This is a genomic window from Microbacterium sp. AK031 (genome assembly GCF_024807145.1).
Classification (GTDB): domain Bacteria; phylum Actinomycetota; class Actinomycetes; order Actinomycetales; family Microbacteriaceae; genus Microbacterium.
On sequence record NZ_JANUCA010000007.1, the window covers coordinates 162,241 to 177,524 of the forward strand.

The 15,284-nt window shown below is 66.3% G+C and carries 14 protein-coding genes; 4 read left to right on the top strand and 10 right to left on the bottom strand.

Translation table 11 applies throughout. The annotated features are described in order from the left end of the window. Nucleotides 1-68: 68 nt before the first annotated feature. The 3 genes from HDC95_RS13740 to HDC95_RS13750 are packed head-to-tail and all read right to left on the bottom strand — an operon-like array spanning nt 69 to nt 3,241. Nucleotides 69-1,355 (bottom strand): extracellular solute-binding protein, encoded by a 1,287-nt coding sequence (locus HDC95_RS13740; RefSeq protein ID WP_259064147.1) that lies wholly within the window; start codon nt 1,353-1,355, stop codon nt 69-71. A gap of 57 nt (nt 1,356-1,412) precedes the next feature. After that, nucleotides 1,413-2,309, bottom strand: coding sequence for a carbohydrate ABC transporter permease (locus HDC95_RS13745; RefSeq protein ID WP_259064148.1), 897 nt, complete (start codon nt 2,307-2,309; stop codon nt 1,413-1,415). Next, nucleotides 2,306-3,241 carry a carbohydrate ABC transporter permease gene (locus HDC95_RS13750; protein WP_259064149.1) on the bottom strand — a complete coding sequence of 312 codons (936 nt, stop codon included), beginning with the start codon at nt 3,239-3,241 and terminating at the stop codon, nt 2,306-2,308. The genes HDC95_RS13745 and HDC95_RS13750 overlap by 4 nt, the downstream gene beginning before the upstream one ends. Nucleotides 3,242-3,408: 167 nt before the next feature. Between HDC95_RS13750 and HDC95_RS13755 the strand changes: the two genes are divergently transcribed. After that, nucleotides 3,409-4,182, top strand: a complete 774-nt coding sequence (locus HDC95_RS13755) for an IclR family transcriptional regulator (RefSeq protein WP_259064150.1) — start codon at nt 3,409-3,411, stop codon at nt 4,180-4,182. Between the two features lie 38 nt (nt 4,183-4,220). On the opposite strand, the gene dnaB is transcribed toward HDC95_RS13755, so the two are convergent. Then, nucleotides 4,221-6,851, bottom strand: coding sequence for a replicative DNA helicase (gene dnaB / locus HDC95_RS13760; protein ID WP_310503260.1), 2,631 nt, complete (start codon nt 6,849-6,851; stop codon nt 4,221-4,223). Nucleotides 6,852-7,319: 468 nt separating this feature from the next. Between dnaB and HDC95_RS13765 the strand changes: the two genes are divergently transcribed. Both HDC95_RS13765 and HDC95_RS13770 read left to right on the top strand, forming a co-directional pair. Further along, nucleotides 7,320-8,318, top strand: coding sequence for a hypothetical protein (locus HDC95_RS13765; protein ID WP_259064152.1), 999 nt, complete (start codon nt 7,320-7,322; stop codon nt 8,316-8,318). Nucleotides 8,319-8,420: 102 nt separating this feature from the next. Further along, nucleotides 8,421-9,842, top strand: coding sequence for a chaplin family protein (locus HDC95_RS13770; RefSeq protein ID WP_259064153.1), 1,422 nt, complete (start codon nt 8,421-8,423; stop codon nt 9,840-9,842). 169 nt (nt 9,843-10,011) lie between these two features. Here the strand turns inward: HDC95_RS13770 and rplI are convergent, their stop codons facing one another. From rplI to rpsF, 4 genes are all read right to left on the bottom strand, one after another. Beyond that, nucleotides 10,012-10,464: a 50S ribosomal protein L9 gene (rplI, locus tag HDC95_RS13775; RefSeq protein ID WP_259064155.1), complete on the bottom strand. Its 453-nt coding sequence runs from the start codon at nt 10,462-10,464 to the stop codon at nt 10,012-10,014. Nucleotides 10,465-10,475: 11 nt separating this feature from the next. Continuing rightward, nucleotides 10,476-10,730, bottom strand: a complete 255-nt coding sequence (rpsR, locus tag HDC95_RS13780) for a 30S ribosomal protein S18 (protein WP_017829850.1) — start codon at nt 10,728-10,730, stop codon at nt 10,476-10,478. Between the two features lie 61 nt (nt 10,731-10,791). Beyond that, complete coding sequence (locus HDC95_RS13785) at nt 10,792-11,298, bottom strand: single-stranded DNA-binding protein (RefSeq protein WP_259064159.1); 507 nt, start codon at nt 11,296-11,298, stop codon at nt 10,792-10,794. Between the two features lie 5 nt (nt 11,299-11,303). After that, nucleotides 11,304-11,672, bottom strand: coding sequence for a 30S ribosomal protein S6 (gene rpsF, locus HDC95_RS13790; protein WP_259064160.1), 369 nt, complete (start codon nt 11,670-11,672; stop codon nt 11,304-11,306). A 197-nt stretch (nt 11,673-11,869) separates the two neighbouring features. On the opposite strand from rpsF, the gene HDC95_RS13795 reads away from it, so the two are divergent. Next, a complete protein-coding gene (locus HDC95_RS13795) occupies nt 11,870-12,832 on the top strand; it encodes a hypothetical protein (protein WP_259064161.1) in 963 nt (320 codons plus the stop codon). Between the two features lie 131 nt (nt 12,833-12,963). On the opposite strand, the gene HDC95_RS13800 is transcribed toward HDC95_RS13795, so the two are convergent. Both HDC95_RS13800 and HDC95_RS13805 read right to left on the bottom strand, forming a co-directional pair. Further along, nucleotides 12,964-14,361, bottom strand: a complete 1,398-nt coding sequence (locus HDC95_RS13800; RefSeq protein WP_259064162.1) for a DUF6716 putative glycosyltransferase — start codon at nt 14,359-14,361, stop codon at nt 12,964-12,966. Further along, nucleotides 14,358-15,236 carry an N-acetylneuraminate synthase family protein gene (locus tag HDC95_RS13805; protein ID WP_259064163.1) on the bottom strand — a complete coding sequence of 293 codons (879 nt, stop codon included), beginning with the start codon at nt 15,234-15,236 and terminating at the stop codon, nt 14,358-14,360. The genes HDC95_RS13800 and HDC95_RS13805 overlap by 4 nt, the downstream gene beginning before the upstream one ends. Between the last annotated feature and the right edge of the window lie 48 nt (nt 15,237-15,284).

Consider the following 15,284-nt stretch of genomic DNA (forward strand, 5'->3'; position numbering starts at 1 on the left):
TTCCTTCGCGGGGCGTGGGGAGGAGCCCGCGCGCAATATCGCGCGCGGGCGGTCGGTCGTACGAGCGGTCAGAGCAGCTTGGTGATGGCGTCTCCGGCGGTCTTCATCGCATCCTTCGCCGAGCTCTGGCCGATCAGCACCGCCTGCACCTGTTCGGCGATCGCCGTCTCCATCTGCCCGTAGCCGGGGTACTTCCACAGCGGGCTCGCCTTTGCGGTGGACGTGATCGATGAGGTGAATGCTTCGACGAACGTGTTCGACGTGACCGCGCTCGACGCGAGCGCAGCATCTGTCGTGGGCGGAAGGCCGAGGGCGGTGAAGTACGCCTCGCTCTGCTTCTGATCGCTCGTGAGCCACTGAGCGAAGTCGGCAGCGGTCGATGCGCCGTCGCCGTCGACGACGACGACGAGGTGTCCCCACAGCACATGCTGCGGGGTGTCGCCGGCTGCGAGTGTCGGCCGTGCGACGGGAATCATCTTGTCGCCGAGACCCGAGTCGGGCGACTGGGCGACGACGGCCGACTTGCCGACAGGCGCGTCGTCGTAGAGCGCCGCGGCGCCCTGCGCGAATAGCGTGCGGGCGGCGGCACGATCGACGTCGGGTGCGATCAACCCCTCGTCGTACAGCTTTTTGTACCACGCGACCGCTTTGACAGATGCTTCATCTCCGATCGCGGCTCGATCGCCGTCGAGGATCGGCGAACCGAAGGTCTGCATCCAGACGATGATGTCCTTCAGCTGCGCTGCCTTCGTGCTCGCGGCATACGGAATGACCCCGATGCCCTTGAGCGCGCGGAGTCCTTCTTCGAATTCCTCGATCGTGCCGGGCGTGAGTGTAGCGCCGGCACGATCCATCAGCTCCTTGTTCCCGATCAGGCCCACAGCGCCGATGGTCCACGGCAGCGCGAGCTGCGCACCATCAAGGGTTCCCGCACCGAGCGCTGACTCGGTGTAGCCGCGATCGGAAGCGAATGCCGAGAGGTCGGTCAGCTTTCCCAGTGCGGCGAGCGCCGACAGCCACGCGACGTCGAGCTGAGCAGCTCCGGCGAACTGACCGCCGCGCACCTGCAGTGTCAGCTGGTTCAGGTAGTCGTTGTACGGATAGGCAGTGGTGTCGATCGTGATGCCTTCGCCCTGTGAGAACGAGTCGAGCGCGGCTTCGACCGTCGGCTTGGCCGCATCTTCCGACAGGCTCCACGATGCGAACGTGAAGTCGGTCGCCTTGCCGGCGCCTGGAGTCACGGCGCTTCCGCCCGACTGACCGGGCGCGCAGCCGGCGATGGCGAACAGGGCGGCGCCGCCGACGCCGAAGGCGGAGTAGCGCAGCAGTGAACGACGAGAGATTTCGGTGACCATGGATTCTCCTTCGAAGCGGATGGTTCGGATTGTTCGGACGAGTGGTGAGAGTGCGATTCAGCCCTTGACCGCGCCGGCGGTGATGCCGCCCACGAGGAAGCGTTGCAGAAGGATGAAGGCGATGCAGACCGGAACGGACACGATGAGCGATGCCGCCATCAACGCCGGCCATGACGTACTGGCCTCGGAGATGAATGTGTTGACGAGCCCCGGAGGGAGTGTCTGCCGGTCTGGCCCCGCAAGAGTGAGGGCGAAGATGAAGTCGTTCCATCCGCGCACGAAGGCGAAGAGTCCGGCCGCCACGAGCCCGGGTGCCGCCAGCGGCAGGATCACCGAGTGGAAGATGCGCCAAGGGCTCGCGCCGTCGATACGCGCGGCCTCGATGAGGTCATCGGGAAGGGCGTCGAAGAACCCCTTCAGCATCCAGACGCAGAGCGGAAGCGTGAACGTCGTGAACGAGAGGATCAGCGCGAGGTAGGTGTTCAGCAGGCCGAACTGGGCGAAGACGAGGTACAGCGTGACCAGCAGCAGCGCCTGGGGGAACATCTGACTCGACAGCACGAAGTACATGAGCGACTTGCGTCCGCCGAAGCGGTATTTCGAGAACGCGAACCCCATGTACATCGAGACGACCACCGAGAGCACCGCTGTGATCACCGAGACGATGATGCTGTTTCGCAGGTAGCCGAAGATCTCGGGGTTCCCGAAGACCGTCGCGTAGTGATCGAAGGTGATCTCGCTGGGGAGAAGACTCGGAGGGAACTGGAAGACCAGGTGATCCGGTGTGAGTGAGGTCCTCAGCAGCCAGTAGGCCGGTGCGAATCCGAAGAATGCGATCACGGCGAGCGTGATCCACATCCCCCAGCGCACACGGCCTCGGCGGCGGCGACGCTTCGGCGTCGGCGTTGATTCCGCTTCGACCACGTGGACGGGGGCGGGTGCGATCGTGCTCATCTGCGCACTCCTTCCTCGTCGCGCTCGGAGAGCCAGACGTAGACCACGACGAGCACGGTGAGCAGGATCATCCAGAGGAGACCCAGTGCGCCCGCATGACCGAGGTCATAGCCCTTGAAGGCGGCGTCGTACACCTCGGTCGCGAAGGTGCTCGTCGTTCCGGCCGGGCCTCCGCCTGTGAGCACGAAGATCGTGTCGAAATGCTGGAAGTTCCAGATGAACTCGAGCAGGATGACGAGGGCTGCCACGCCGCGGATATGCGGCCATGTCACAGCGAAGAATCGTCGGACGCTGTTCGCCCCGTCCATCTCGGCAGCCTCGTGGAGCTCACCAGGCACGGTCTGAAGCCCCGCGAGAAGCATGACCATGATCCACGGGAACGTGTTCCACGTCTTGGCGACGATCAGCGCCGTGCGCGCGGTGTCAGTCTGGAAGAGCCACGCGATCGGGCTGTCGATCGCGCCAAGACTCATCAGGATACCGTTGAGTACGCCATAGTTCGCATCGAAGATCCACATCCAGAGGAAAGAGACGACAACTCCGGGGATGAGCCAGGGGATGAGGAAGGCGCCACGCAGAAGACGGGATCCCGGGAACCGCTGGTTCAGCACGAGTGCGAGTGCGAGGCCGATGAGGAACGGGAAGCCGGTCGCGCCGACGGTGAAGATCAACGTCTGTCCGACGAGGCGGGGGAAGTCGTCCGTGAGCACAGCCGCGATGTTGTCAAAGCCCACGAACTCCATGCCCGGGTAGAGCAGGTTCTCATCGAAGAACGCCGACACCAGCGAACGGATAAGGGGGTAGAGGACGATCGCGCACAGGAGGACCACTCCTGGCAGCAGCAGGAATGCGAGGAATGTACGTTCGCCGAGGCGGGCGCCGAGAGTGCGCCGCTTACTCAGCGCGGCATCCACGGTGGATGAGGTCATCATCGTCCTTCTTCATCTCAAACAGAGGGCTTCGTTTTTCGGCGCCGTGTCAGTAAGGCGACATCGGCTCGTGATCAGAGTGCACGAACTTCTCATCTTGTGCAACTGCTATGCAGTATGTGCATAATAGTCCCGGATCGGTCCAGTTCCCCGACTGAGAGGCGGAGGCCATGGTTACGGAAAAAGGTGCAAACCAGAGCGTCGAGAAGGCGATGGCAGTGCTGGAGACGTTCGCAGGCGGTGAGCCGATGCGTGTCAATGACGTTGCTCGGGCAGCGGGGATCGGGCAATCGACCGCGTCCCGACTGCTCGCGACTCTCGAGTCGGGCGGTTTCGTCGAGCGCGATGCGCAGACTTCGCTGTTCTTCCTCGGTTCAGAGCTGATGACTCTCGCCGGCGTTGCGATCAATCAGAGCAACGTGCACCGCGCTGGACGCCAGATCGCACAGAACCTCGCCGGGCAGCTCGGCCTCGGGGTCAACATCGCGCTGCTGCGCGGCGCCGAGCTTGTGTATCTCGCCAACTTCGAGGGACCGCTGTCGCCGAAGTCCCACACTCTCATGGGCCAGCGGGTGCCTCTGCACGCAACGAGCATCGGCAAGTCCACGCTCATCGGCTCGACCCGCGAAACGCGCCAACGGCTCATGCCGCATCTGACTGGATTCACGAACGCGACGATCACCTCGCACGACGCACTCGACCGGGAGGTCGCACTGATCTCGCGCCGCGGCTACGGCACCGAGGCGGAGGAGTTCGTTCTCGGCCGCGCCTCGGTCGCCGCGCCGATCCTCGACCAGTTCGGTAAGATCGTCGCCTCAATCTCGATCTCAGGACCGCTCACGACGATCGATCTCGCCTCGCGCGAAGCCGAGCTCGCGCGGATCGTGATCGAGACGGCTGATCGCATCAGTTCCGGCCTGGGTTACCACGGCCCGATGGCGTGATCTCACTCAAGCCGACGAGCGTGACCCACGGCTCATCATCAGTTGAAGTCCCCGCCAGGAGCCATGTCCGCGAACCGCGAGTAGTGGCCCTGGAAGGCGACGTTGATCGTCGCGGTCGGGCCGTTACGGTGCTTGGCCACGATGAGGTCGGCCTCGCCGGGGCGGACGTCCTTGTCGTACACGGAGTCGCGGTGCAGCAGTATCACCATGTCGGCATCCTGCTCGATCGAGCCCGACTCACGCAGGTCGCTGATCTGCGGCTTCTTGTCCTGACGAGCCTCAGACCCACGGTTCAGCTGCGACAGCGCGATGACCGGAACCTGCAGCTCCTTCGCCAGCAGTTTCAGCGCACGCGAGAACTCCGAGACTTCCTGCTGACGTGACTCGACGCGCTTGCCGCTCGTCATCAGCTGCAGGTAGTCGATCACGACCATGCGCAGACCCGAGCGCTGCTTGAGGCGACGGCATTTCGCGCGGATCTCGACCAGGGTCATGTTGGGGCTGTCGTCGATGTACAGCGGGGCGTCGTTGATGCGGCCACGAGTCGCAGCGACCGTGGTCCAGTCGCGCGGGTCGAGCGTTCCCTTGCGCATGTGCTGCAACGGGATCGCCCCTTCTGCGCTGAGCAGACGCATCGCGATCTCGCTCTTGCCCATCTCGAGCGAGAAGAAGATCGCGGGCTGGTTGTGACCGATCGCCGCGGCGCGTGCGAAGTCGAGCGCAAGCGTCGAGTTGTGTGTGGGGACCATCGACTCACCTGCGAGATACAGGTGCTCCGCATTGTCCACCTGGACACACCGCACCGGGACGCTCTCGATCGGTCGGATCGCCTTGACGTACCGGCGGCCGATCCGTGCCTCGCTCACCGGACGCTCCTGCGCATGCAACTGTCGCTTGCGCTCGAATCGGAAGACATCATCGACCGTTGAGAAGTTCAGGATGTAGCACGTCGAGGAGGCCTCGGTGCGGCCGTTGACTCGCTTCGTCGTCCGCCCGCACTTGTATCCGAGACTTACGATCAGCTCGTACACGGAGTCAGCCAGGCGCTTGTTCGTCACCGCGAACTGGCACGAACCCACCCCGCGCACCACGGTGCCGTCGGTGTCCATCAGACCGGCGAGCAACGCACGGCGCTGAGCCGTCGAGGCGCGCAGATACATCGCAGGGATGTGCTTGTCGCGGAGAACTCCGATCCCACGCAGCAGCGCGGTGAACGACCCATGCTCGTGATAGCAGGCGGCGCAGCGCTGCGCTTCGCCGGAGAACGGCTCACCACATTCGGGGCAGGACAGCCGCTCGGGATGGGCGCCCTTGTTCTTCGGGCCGCAGGTACGACCGCACGTACGCACATGCGGGTGCCGTGCGATGAACTCCGTGCCGCACACCTCGCACTCGCGCACGAGCGTGGTCCGCGCCGGCAGCTTGACGGCGTAGAGCATCGCCCCTCGAGACTCGACCCGCAGCCCCTCCTGCTCGATGAATGAGGAGATCTCATCGGTCCCACTCGTCAGTCGCGCACCATCCGTGTGACCGTCACCGAGCCAGGCGCCCAGAGCGTACGGCGGGATCGGAAGTTCGGCATCGGCAGCGCACAACGGTGCCGCATTTGCGATCGAATGGTTGGCGCGTCGGTCCGCTCCGACCGTGAGCGTCTCGAGCATCTGCTCGGTGGTGACCGTCGCCGAGCCGCCCGCCGGCGACCGTCGCGTGGCACGGGTCTGGGTCACCCATTGATGCTCGGCGTCCGCGATGATCCGGGTTCCGTCCGAGAACTCCACCTCATAGCAGGGACGCCCGGTCATGACCTCCGTGGCTGCCACGACACGCGTCGGACGACCGTGCGCATCGTAGAGCTCATCACCTACCTGCACGTCGCCCATGGTGGTCCAGCCTGTCGGCGTGGGCAGTCGCGTGTCGAGCGCAAGCGCCTTGCCCATGGCCGGCCTCGCCGCCACCACGATCATCTGCCCGCCGTGCAGGCCGTTCGTGAGCTCATCGAGCTCCTTGAAGCCGGTCGGCACGCCCGTCATCGAGCCGTCGCGACCGCTGGCCGCCTCGATCTCTTCGAGCGCAGCATCCACGGCGACCGTCAGGGGGACGTAATCCTCCGCTGTCTCGGTGCCGGTGACGGCGTAGATCTCGGCTTGAGCGTTGTTGACGAGGTCGGTCGCATCGCCCTGCCCGTCGTACCCGAGCTGAACGATGCGCGTACCGGCGTCGACGAGGCGGCGCAGGATCGAACGCTCGGCTACGATGCCGGCGTAGTACCCGGCGTTCGCCGCGGTCGGGACGATCGAGGTCAGAGTGTGCAGGTAGTCGGCGCCGCCGGCGCGCCCCAGCTCGCCCGTCTTGATGAGCTCATCGGTGACGGCGACCACGTCGGTGGGCTCGCCGTGCGAGTACAGCGAGAGGATGGCCTCGAAGATCAGTTCATGCTTGGGGATGTAGAAGTCGGCGCCCTTGAGAGTCTCGATGACATCGGCCACAGCATCCTTCGACAGCAGCATGCCGCCCAGCGCACTCTGTTCGGCGAGGAGATCGTGCGGCGGCACACGCTCCGGCTTGCGCTGGCCTCCGAGTCGCTCCTCCGAGATGTCGGCAATCGACACGTTGCTCCCTTCGGTGCGCTTGTGGCTGGTGAGGCGTGGAGACCGAGTCCCGAGCGCCATACGACTACGGAGTGCTTCGCGGTCGTATTTTGAGCGAACCACGCACCACCGACATCTCGTCGCTCGTCCACGTTAGAAGCGCGTCACTCCGACTGCAATACAGCCTGTGGATAACTCTGTGGAGAGTGTGCGGAGAACTTCGCGGTGTCTGTGCAGAACCGATGTGGATAACCCTGTGATGCACAACGAATGAGCACTGGTTTATTGGCTTTGAGCTGGTCTTTACCGGTTCCCCAGCCTGTGGATGAGAATCTGTTTAAACGCACCGTTGAAGGTTGCGGCCGGGAGCGGCGCATGTGTACAACCTGGGGAGAAGTCAACCCCGGATATTCTCGGGCGCGTCTGCCTTCGTGTTGCTGACGAACGCGCTGGTCACGAGTCAATAACCCTGGACAGCCGCGTGCCGCCGGAGTATGTTCAAGCGCACGACGCACCCCGCGCCGCGAAGCAGGCCACTGGGAGAGGGGGATGAACGTGACCGTCGCCGTGTCCAGTCGGATACCGAGCGGAGTCGCGCTCGGCGCCCTCGGCGTGCTCGCATGGGTCACGCTCAGCATTCTCACCGGCGGCGATGCTGCGCATGGGGACGACGAGTCCGAATCGCCCCCGGGTCTGGTCACCTCCGTCGTCGATTCGACTCTTCAGTCGGCCACAGATCCGGTGGTCGCAGAGGTGACCCAGCCTGCGGTGAGCGACGCGGTCGTCCCGATCGTGCAGACGGTGATCGCTCCCGTCGTGCATGTCTCACCGCCCGTCGGTGACCTCGCAGCGGTCGCGTCCGACACCGTAACCGACGTCGTGGTCGACCCCGTCACCGATCAGTTGAGCGATTCGCCCGTCTCGCACGCCATCGCTCCCCTGGTGAACACAGTCGCCGATGTTCCTGTCGTCGGCGAACTGCTCGACGATACCGGCGCCACCGAGGCCGTGATCGACCTCGCCGACGCCGTCGACGCGACGACCGGCCGGATCGCAGAGACTCTCGACACCGCTGTGTCGCCCGTGACCGAGGCCCTGCACCCGGCACCATCTCCCGCCGCTCCTGATCAGTCGACTCCAGGTCAGAACGCCCCCGCCGCTTCACCCGTCGGAACGGAGCCGGTGGTGCTGCCGATCATGGATCCGTCCATCGAAGCGTCTCCGGCGCCGTCAACGCTCACGCCGCACCCGTATGCGGATCGCCTCCTCGACGAGTTCCGCGAAGCCGGCCATGGCACGTCGGCGCCCGCGACGATGGCAGGTGCGCGACCGCTCTCCGCGCCGCCTGGAGACGGGGCGCATGGGCCGCCGGGGCCCCCTGCCACCTCCTCGTCTGCCGCTGCCGGCAGCAGCACTGGCCTCTCAGCCGGCGCGCACGTCGAAAGCACCGAACGCGACGCGCTTCGCGCGTGGAAACAGACCCGAACCGCATCGGACGACGATCTTCCATCGTCCCCTCCCGCCGGCACCGACAACTCTCCTGACTGAACGGGGTCATGTCATCCCTCGCGGATGACAGACGCAGTGCTGCGCGCACATCGATCGCGCGCAATCATTCGACCCTTTATCTCAGTCAGGAGCTGAATCATCATGCGAACCATCATCACGCGCGCCCTCTGGGGCGTGCTGGTAGCCGGCGGGATCACCCTGCTCGGCGCCACCGCCGCGAACGCGGCAGAAACCGACGGAGAGGACGGCATCCTCTCCGGATCCCAGGCGGTCATTTCCGTCTCGGTGCCGGTGAACGTCGCCGGCAACGCCGTCTCCGTTCTCGGCACCTCCACCGTGGATGCACCGGCACCGGCACCCGAGCCCGAGCCGGCGCCGGCCCCAGAGCCGGCAGCGGCGGTCACGACGAGCGGCGCAGAGGGCATCGCGTCCGGCACTCAGGCCATCGTCGCCGTCGACGCTCCGGTGACGATCCAAGACAATGCGGTGAGCGTCCTCGGCTCATCCTCAATCGACACCCCTGCCGCCGATTCCCAGAGCGGCGATCCCCAGTCGCCGCCGAGTGCGGCTCCCCAGACCGATGCTCCGGAGGCAGGGGTGCCTTCCACCACCACATCGGGTGACGATTCGATCCTCGGCGGCACGCAGGCGCTGGTTCCAGTGGACGCGCCCGTCACGATCGTGGGAAACAGCATCTCAGTGCTCGGCGGCAGCGATGTCGGCCCGGCGACGTCGGCGGAACCCGGCGCGTCGGCAGACGAATCGTCGATGCCGACCGCGCCGGATGCCGTCACCGACGGGTCCGACTCGATCGCCGGCGGGACACAGGTGATCGCACCGGTCACCGCTCCGATCACTGTGACCGGCAATGCGGTCAGCGTGCTCGGCACCAGCGACGTGAGCGCGGCACCGCCGGCGTCTTCCGGGGCTGCGGCATCCGGATCACCTGGGACGGCAGAGACATCGGGCGAGTCGTCGATCCTGGGCGGCAGCCAGGTGGTCGCACCGGTCGTCGCGCCGATCTCGGTCGTGGGCAACGCCATCAGCGTGGCGGGGAAGAGTACCGTCACCGGAGATGGGGCAGCTGCCCCGACCGGCGTACCGGCGGGAGGTGACATCCTCACCTCGGGGCACGGCTCAGTGCTCGGCGGCACGCAGATCGTGGCGCCGATCAGCATCCCTCTCACGATCGGAGGGAACGCGATCTCGGTGATCGGGACGAGCACAGTCACCGATCCGGGACCGGGGACGACACCGACGGACCCGGGGACGGATCCAGGGACTGACCCGGGCACCGACCCCGGAACGGACCCAGGGACTGACCCCGGAACGGACCCAGGGACTGACCCGGGAACGGACCCCGGAACGGACGCCGGAACCGACCCCGGGACAGATCCGGGCATGACGCCGAACACCACTCCGAGCGCTCACGGCTCGACGGTCGCCGCATCCGGTGAACGACTCGCCACGACGGGAGGTGATGACGCCCGCTGGCCCGCTGCCGTGGCCGTTCTGCTGATGCTGCTCGGCGCAGGGCTTGCGCTCCGCCGGCGCATGGCCTGATCACCACACGCCCTACGGCGATGCCATCGCACGTCCGGCGGGTCGGCGGCCTCGGGAGGAGCCGTCGATCCGCCGGCGCGCGGCTTCGTTCAGCATCCGCTCGATCGTCCACATCGCGCAGAACGCCCCCTGTCCCGAAGGGCAGAGGGCGTTCGAGAGGTGCTGCGGACTACTTGGCCGCGACGACCTGAAGGGTGATGACGGCGACGACGTCTTCGTGCAGACGCACAGTCGCCTCGTGGTCACCGGTCGACTTGATCGGCGAGGTGATGGTCACCTTGCGCTTGTCGATCGTGCCGAGGCCGGCAGCCTCGACAGCGTTCGCGACGTGCTCGGTCTTGACCGATCCGAACAGACGTCCGGCGCCGCCGGCCTTGACGGCCAGACGGACCTTCGTGTCCTCGATCTTGTCCTTGAGCGCCACAGCCTCGTCGCGATCGTGGATCGCGCGCGACTTGCGTGCGGCCTGGATCGACTCGACCTGCTTTGCGCCGCCGCGGGTCCACGCCGTAGCGAGGCCCTGGGGGATGAGGTAGTTGCGGGCGTACCCGTTCTTGACCTCGATAACGTCACCGGCGCTTCCGAGCCCGGCGACCTCATTCGTGAGAATCAGCTTTGCCATATCGATACCCCTTAGCGGCCAGCGCCGGCGTAAGGCAGGAGCGCCATCTCGCGTGCGTTTTTGATCGCAGTGGCGATCAGACGCTGCTCCTGCACCGAGACACCGGTGATACGACGGGCGCGGATCTTGCCGCGCTCCGAGACGAACTTGCGAAGGGTTGCGACATCCTTGTAATCGATGACGCCGACCCGGATCGACTTCGCGGGAGCGGTGGGCTTGCCACCCTTCCGCGGCTTGCGGCGGTCGCCGCTCGACTTTCCAGCCATGGTTATTCCTTATTGATGAGCGGATGCCGTGCCTCTTGCGAGACTCGGATCCAGAAGTTGTTCAGAATGGGGTGTCGTCGCCGAAGCTGCCCGGAGTGCTCCAGGCATCTGCGCTGGTTGAAGAACCGGGGGTTGACCACGGCTCCTCCGACACCTGCTGCTGCTGCTGCGCGGGACGCTGTCCACCGCCACCGGCTCCGCCGGAAGCGGCACGGGTGACCTGTGCCGTCGCGTATCGCAGCGAAGGGCCGATCTCGTCGACCTCGAGCTCGATGGCCGTGCGGTTGTTACCCTCACGGTCCTGGTAGGAGCGCTGACGAAGACGGCCCTGCGCGACAACACGCATGCCCTTCGTCAGTGACCCAGCCACGTGCTCGGCGAACTCGCGCCACACGGACGCACGGAGGAACAGCGCATCGCCGTCCTTCCACTCGTTCGCCTGACGGTCGAAGGTTCGCGGCGTCGATGCGATGGTGAAGTTCGCCACCGGCAGCCCGTTCTGCGTGTAACGCAGCTCGGGGTCGGCCGTGAGGTTGCCCACCACGGTGATGACGGTTTCGCCGGCCATGAGCCTTAGGCCTTCGCTGCCTTGGCAGCCTTGCGAGCTGCCTTCTCCTCGGAGCGCTTGGCTTCGAAAGCGACCATCGCCTGAGCTTCTTCAGAACGAAGAACCTTGGTGCGCATGATCTGCTCGTTCAGGCCCAGCTGACGGTCGAGCTCCTTGGTGGCATCGCTCGTCGCGGTGAAGTTGACGACGGCGTAGATGCCCTCGTTCTTCTTCTGGATCTCGTATGCAAGACGGCGCTTGCCCCAGATGTCGACCTTGTCAATCGAGCCACCATCGTTGGTGATGACCTTCAGGAACTTGTCGAGCGTAGGGGCGACCTGGCGCTCGTCGATCTCGGGGGTCAGAATGACCATGAGTTCGTACTGGTGCGTCACTTACCCACCTCCTTCGGACTAGAACGGCTTCCGGGCATTTCCCGAAAGCAGGAGGGTGTGTGCACGTGCCCGCCCATGCGCGCAGGATGCACGCAGAAGACAGACAACCTGGACAGTCTAGCGGAGTTCCGGGCGTGTCGCGAACGGCATCAGTCGACCGATCCCCGCGGCACGATCCGGCAGGTACCGTGGACGCCATGGAGTGGATCGCGGACCCGACGGCGGCAGGCGGCTGGATCCGCGACCGCCTCGACGCCGACTGGTCGATGCACCACTTCGTGCCGCACGGCTCTCCGGCGTACGCGCGCATCTTCCATCCCACGGAGGTGCGGTCGCTGCCGGATCGACGTGTGCCGACGACGAATGAGTGGTCGCGGATGCCGGATGCCGAGCAGCAGCGCCTGGTGGAGATGCTCGTCGCCACGCCTGCCTCGTGGGCGGATGCCGCGGCGGCCTTCGGCACGACCATGCATGCGTTCGCGCAATGGCAGCGCCTCGTCCGAACGTCGAGCGACGGCGACTGGCACCCCAGCATCGCCCCCGACGGGAGGGAGTTCTCGTCACCGAACATGGGCTCCATCTCGCCCGAGCTGCTCGCTGCGATCGCCGGCCGCCTCATCGAACACACCACGACGCCGGATGCCGGATTCGTCGCCGTCTGGGAGGGCTGGGGCGGACTCGTCGGGGCATACGGCAGCACAGGTCGCGGCTTCATCGAGTTCACCGACGAGACGCCGAAGCCGATGCGGTGGCGCAGTCTCCGCGGGAGCTTCGAGATGCCGTTCCGCCAGGCGAAGTGGCAGCCGGGCATTCTCTCCGACGACATCTCCAAGGGGCCGCGGTTCGAACTGCCCGATCGTGATCACGTGCTCTTCTCGGCGGCGCCGACGATGTTCGCGGATCCGGAGTGGATCCTCGATGCGCCGTGGCGCGATCGTGAAGCCGAAAGTCACGGATTCTCGCCATCGGCACAGCATCCCAGCATCCTCTGGCCCGCAGACCGCGCCTGGGTGATGGCGAGCGAGATCGACTTCGACTCGACGATCGTCGCGGGTTCGGAAGAGCTGATCCGTGCGATCTGCACGGATCCCGCGATCGAGGCTCTGCTGGTACCCGAGGGCGCGTCGTTGCACTGGGACGCCGACGAGATCAACCGCTGACTCCCCGCAACCGCTGCTGACGCCGCAACCGCGCCACCCTCGAAACAGGTCGTGCGCGACGAAACAGGCCGTGGCACCACCTGTTTCGAGCGGCAAGGCCTGTTTCGGCGCGGGCTCGGACAGGCGCGGGCTCAGCGCCGCACGGGGTCCCGGTGCGGGGTCGGCTCGAGCGTGTAATCGGTCGTGGGGTCGGCCCAGGTGTCGGCGGTGGCGCGACCCCGGGCGCGGCGCATGCCGAGGATTCCCTGCACGAGCGGAGCGCCGACGCTGAGCGCGATGGCGCCCGCGAACGAGCGGTCCTCCGAGCCCAGCACGCTCTTGCGATGCCATGCCGCATGGAGCGCGCCGCCACGACCCGTCGGAACGACCTTCGCTTGCAGGCGTCCCTCGCGGCGCAGCGCGACGAGCTCTTCGACGCATCGCCACCAGTTGGTGTCGGACTCCGGCTGGAAGTAGTTGTCGCGCTGCCAGCCGGCGAGCGGATGCCGGAACCGGCGCCCGATGACCTCCTCGGCCCCACCCAGCAGCCCGCTGCCCGTGAATACCGTGTTCAGCAGCGTCTTGTGCACGCCGAACGTGTCGAGCGCGATGACGGGAACGTTCTGCGCGAGCGCCTCGATCGCCGCGGTGGAGCTGACGGTCACCAGCCCTTCGGCACGGGTCAGCGCCGTCGACATCGGCTCGTGGGAGAGGACCATGTTGCGTGGACGCGCCGCCAGCAGATCGGTGTAGGCATCGCGTTCGAAGTGCGCCTCGGCCTCGCCGGGCCGCGAGCGCAGCTTGACGACGACGCGCTTGGTCGGGTCCGCATCGGCTGCACTGTGCAGCATGTCGGCGATCTGCTCGCGCTCATGTCGCGCGGCCGGCACCAGTGCCTGAGCGGCGAACACGAGATCCGTGCCGCCGGGGCGGGCGAACGGAGCAGGAGCCAAGCGGCCGGCACGCGAGACACCACCCGCGACGGCACCGACCAGCTCGCGCTCCGCGACGCGAGCAGGTCCTGCAGTGACAGCATCCGGAGCCGTCCGCGCGAAAGGCAGCGTCGCCAGCGCGGTCGGCACCTGCATGCCGATGCGGCGGCCCAGTTCGGCGAAGGCCCGCTCCTCGCGGTGCGAGTGCACGACCATCAGGTCGCTCTCGCGTCGGTACTCGAGCGCGCCGCGCTGTGCGGGGATCGACATGCCGGGCAGTCCGCTCACCACGACCGGTCTGCGCGCCAGCCGGTCGATCTGGCGCGCCATCAGTCGCACGAACGGTCCCCGTCCGGAGAGCACGACGACGTCGGGCTGGTGGCCAGTCAGCCACCCGCGCACCTCGTCGAAGCCGAGACGGGTGACGTCGGCATCCGCGAAGCTCGTCCCCGCGAGGGCCGTACGCTCCTGTTCCGCACTGACGGTGAGCGGCGTGCGCACCAGCAGCATGTGGCGGCGGATGCCGGTGATGCCCGACAGCAGCGACGCCGACCATTTCACGAACGAGTCGGCATCCGCGATCGCGACGACGCGGAGTTCCAGCGTGCTGGTGATCATGCTCCTGCCGGAACGCGACGCAGCTTCGCCATCGGGGCCTGCTCGCCGGGGAAGACGCGCTTGACGCCGTCGCCGAGCGCGGTCTCGATCACCCGGATGTCGCGCACGAGGTGCGAGAGACCTGTCGGCTCGAGCGATGCGGCGTGATCGGAACCCCACATGGTGCGATCCAGCGTGATGTGCCGCTCGACGGCGACCGCGCCGAGTGCGACGGCCGCGAGCGAGATCTGCAGACCGCGCTCGTGCCCCGAGTAGCCGATCGGCACACCGGGGTAGCGGTCACGGAGCGTCGTGATGACGCGGAGGTTGGCCTCTTCCGGCTCCATCGGGTACGTCGACGTCGCGTGCATGAGCACGACCCGGTCGGTGCCGAGGGTCTCGAGCGCGCGATCGATCTGCTCGATGGTCGACATGCCCGATGAGAGGATGATGGGCTTGCCCGTCTCGCGCAGGGCGGTCAGCAGCTCGAGGTCGGTGACGCTGGCCGAGGCGACCTTGTGCGCGACGACGTTGAGCTTCTCGAGGAAGGCGACACTGGGCACATCCCACGGGGAAGCGAACCAGTCGAGTCCTCGCAGCGTAGCGTGGTCGCCGACCTCGACGTACTCGTCCTCGCCGAACTCGACGCGACGGCGATAGTCGAGGTAGGTCATCGTGCCCCACGGCGTCTCGCGAGGGACGTCGCGCATGTGCTCAGGCGTGGAGATCTCGGGGGTGCGCTTCTGGAACTTCACGGCATCCGCGCCGGCATCCGCCGCGACGTCGATGAGGCGCTTGGCGATGTCCACGTCACCGTTGTGGTTCAGGCCGATCTCAGCGATGACGTAGGCGGGTCGACCGCCCCCGATGACGCGTGATCCGATGCTGACAGTCATGGTGGTCCTCCAGTCGTCGTACCCCTCATTCCTGAGTACGCCGCGACT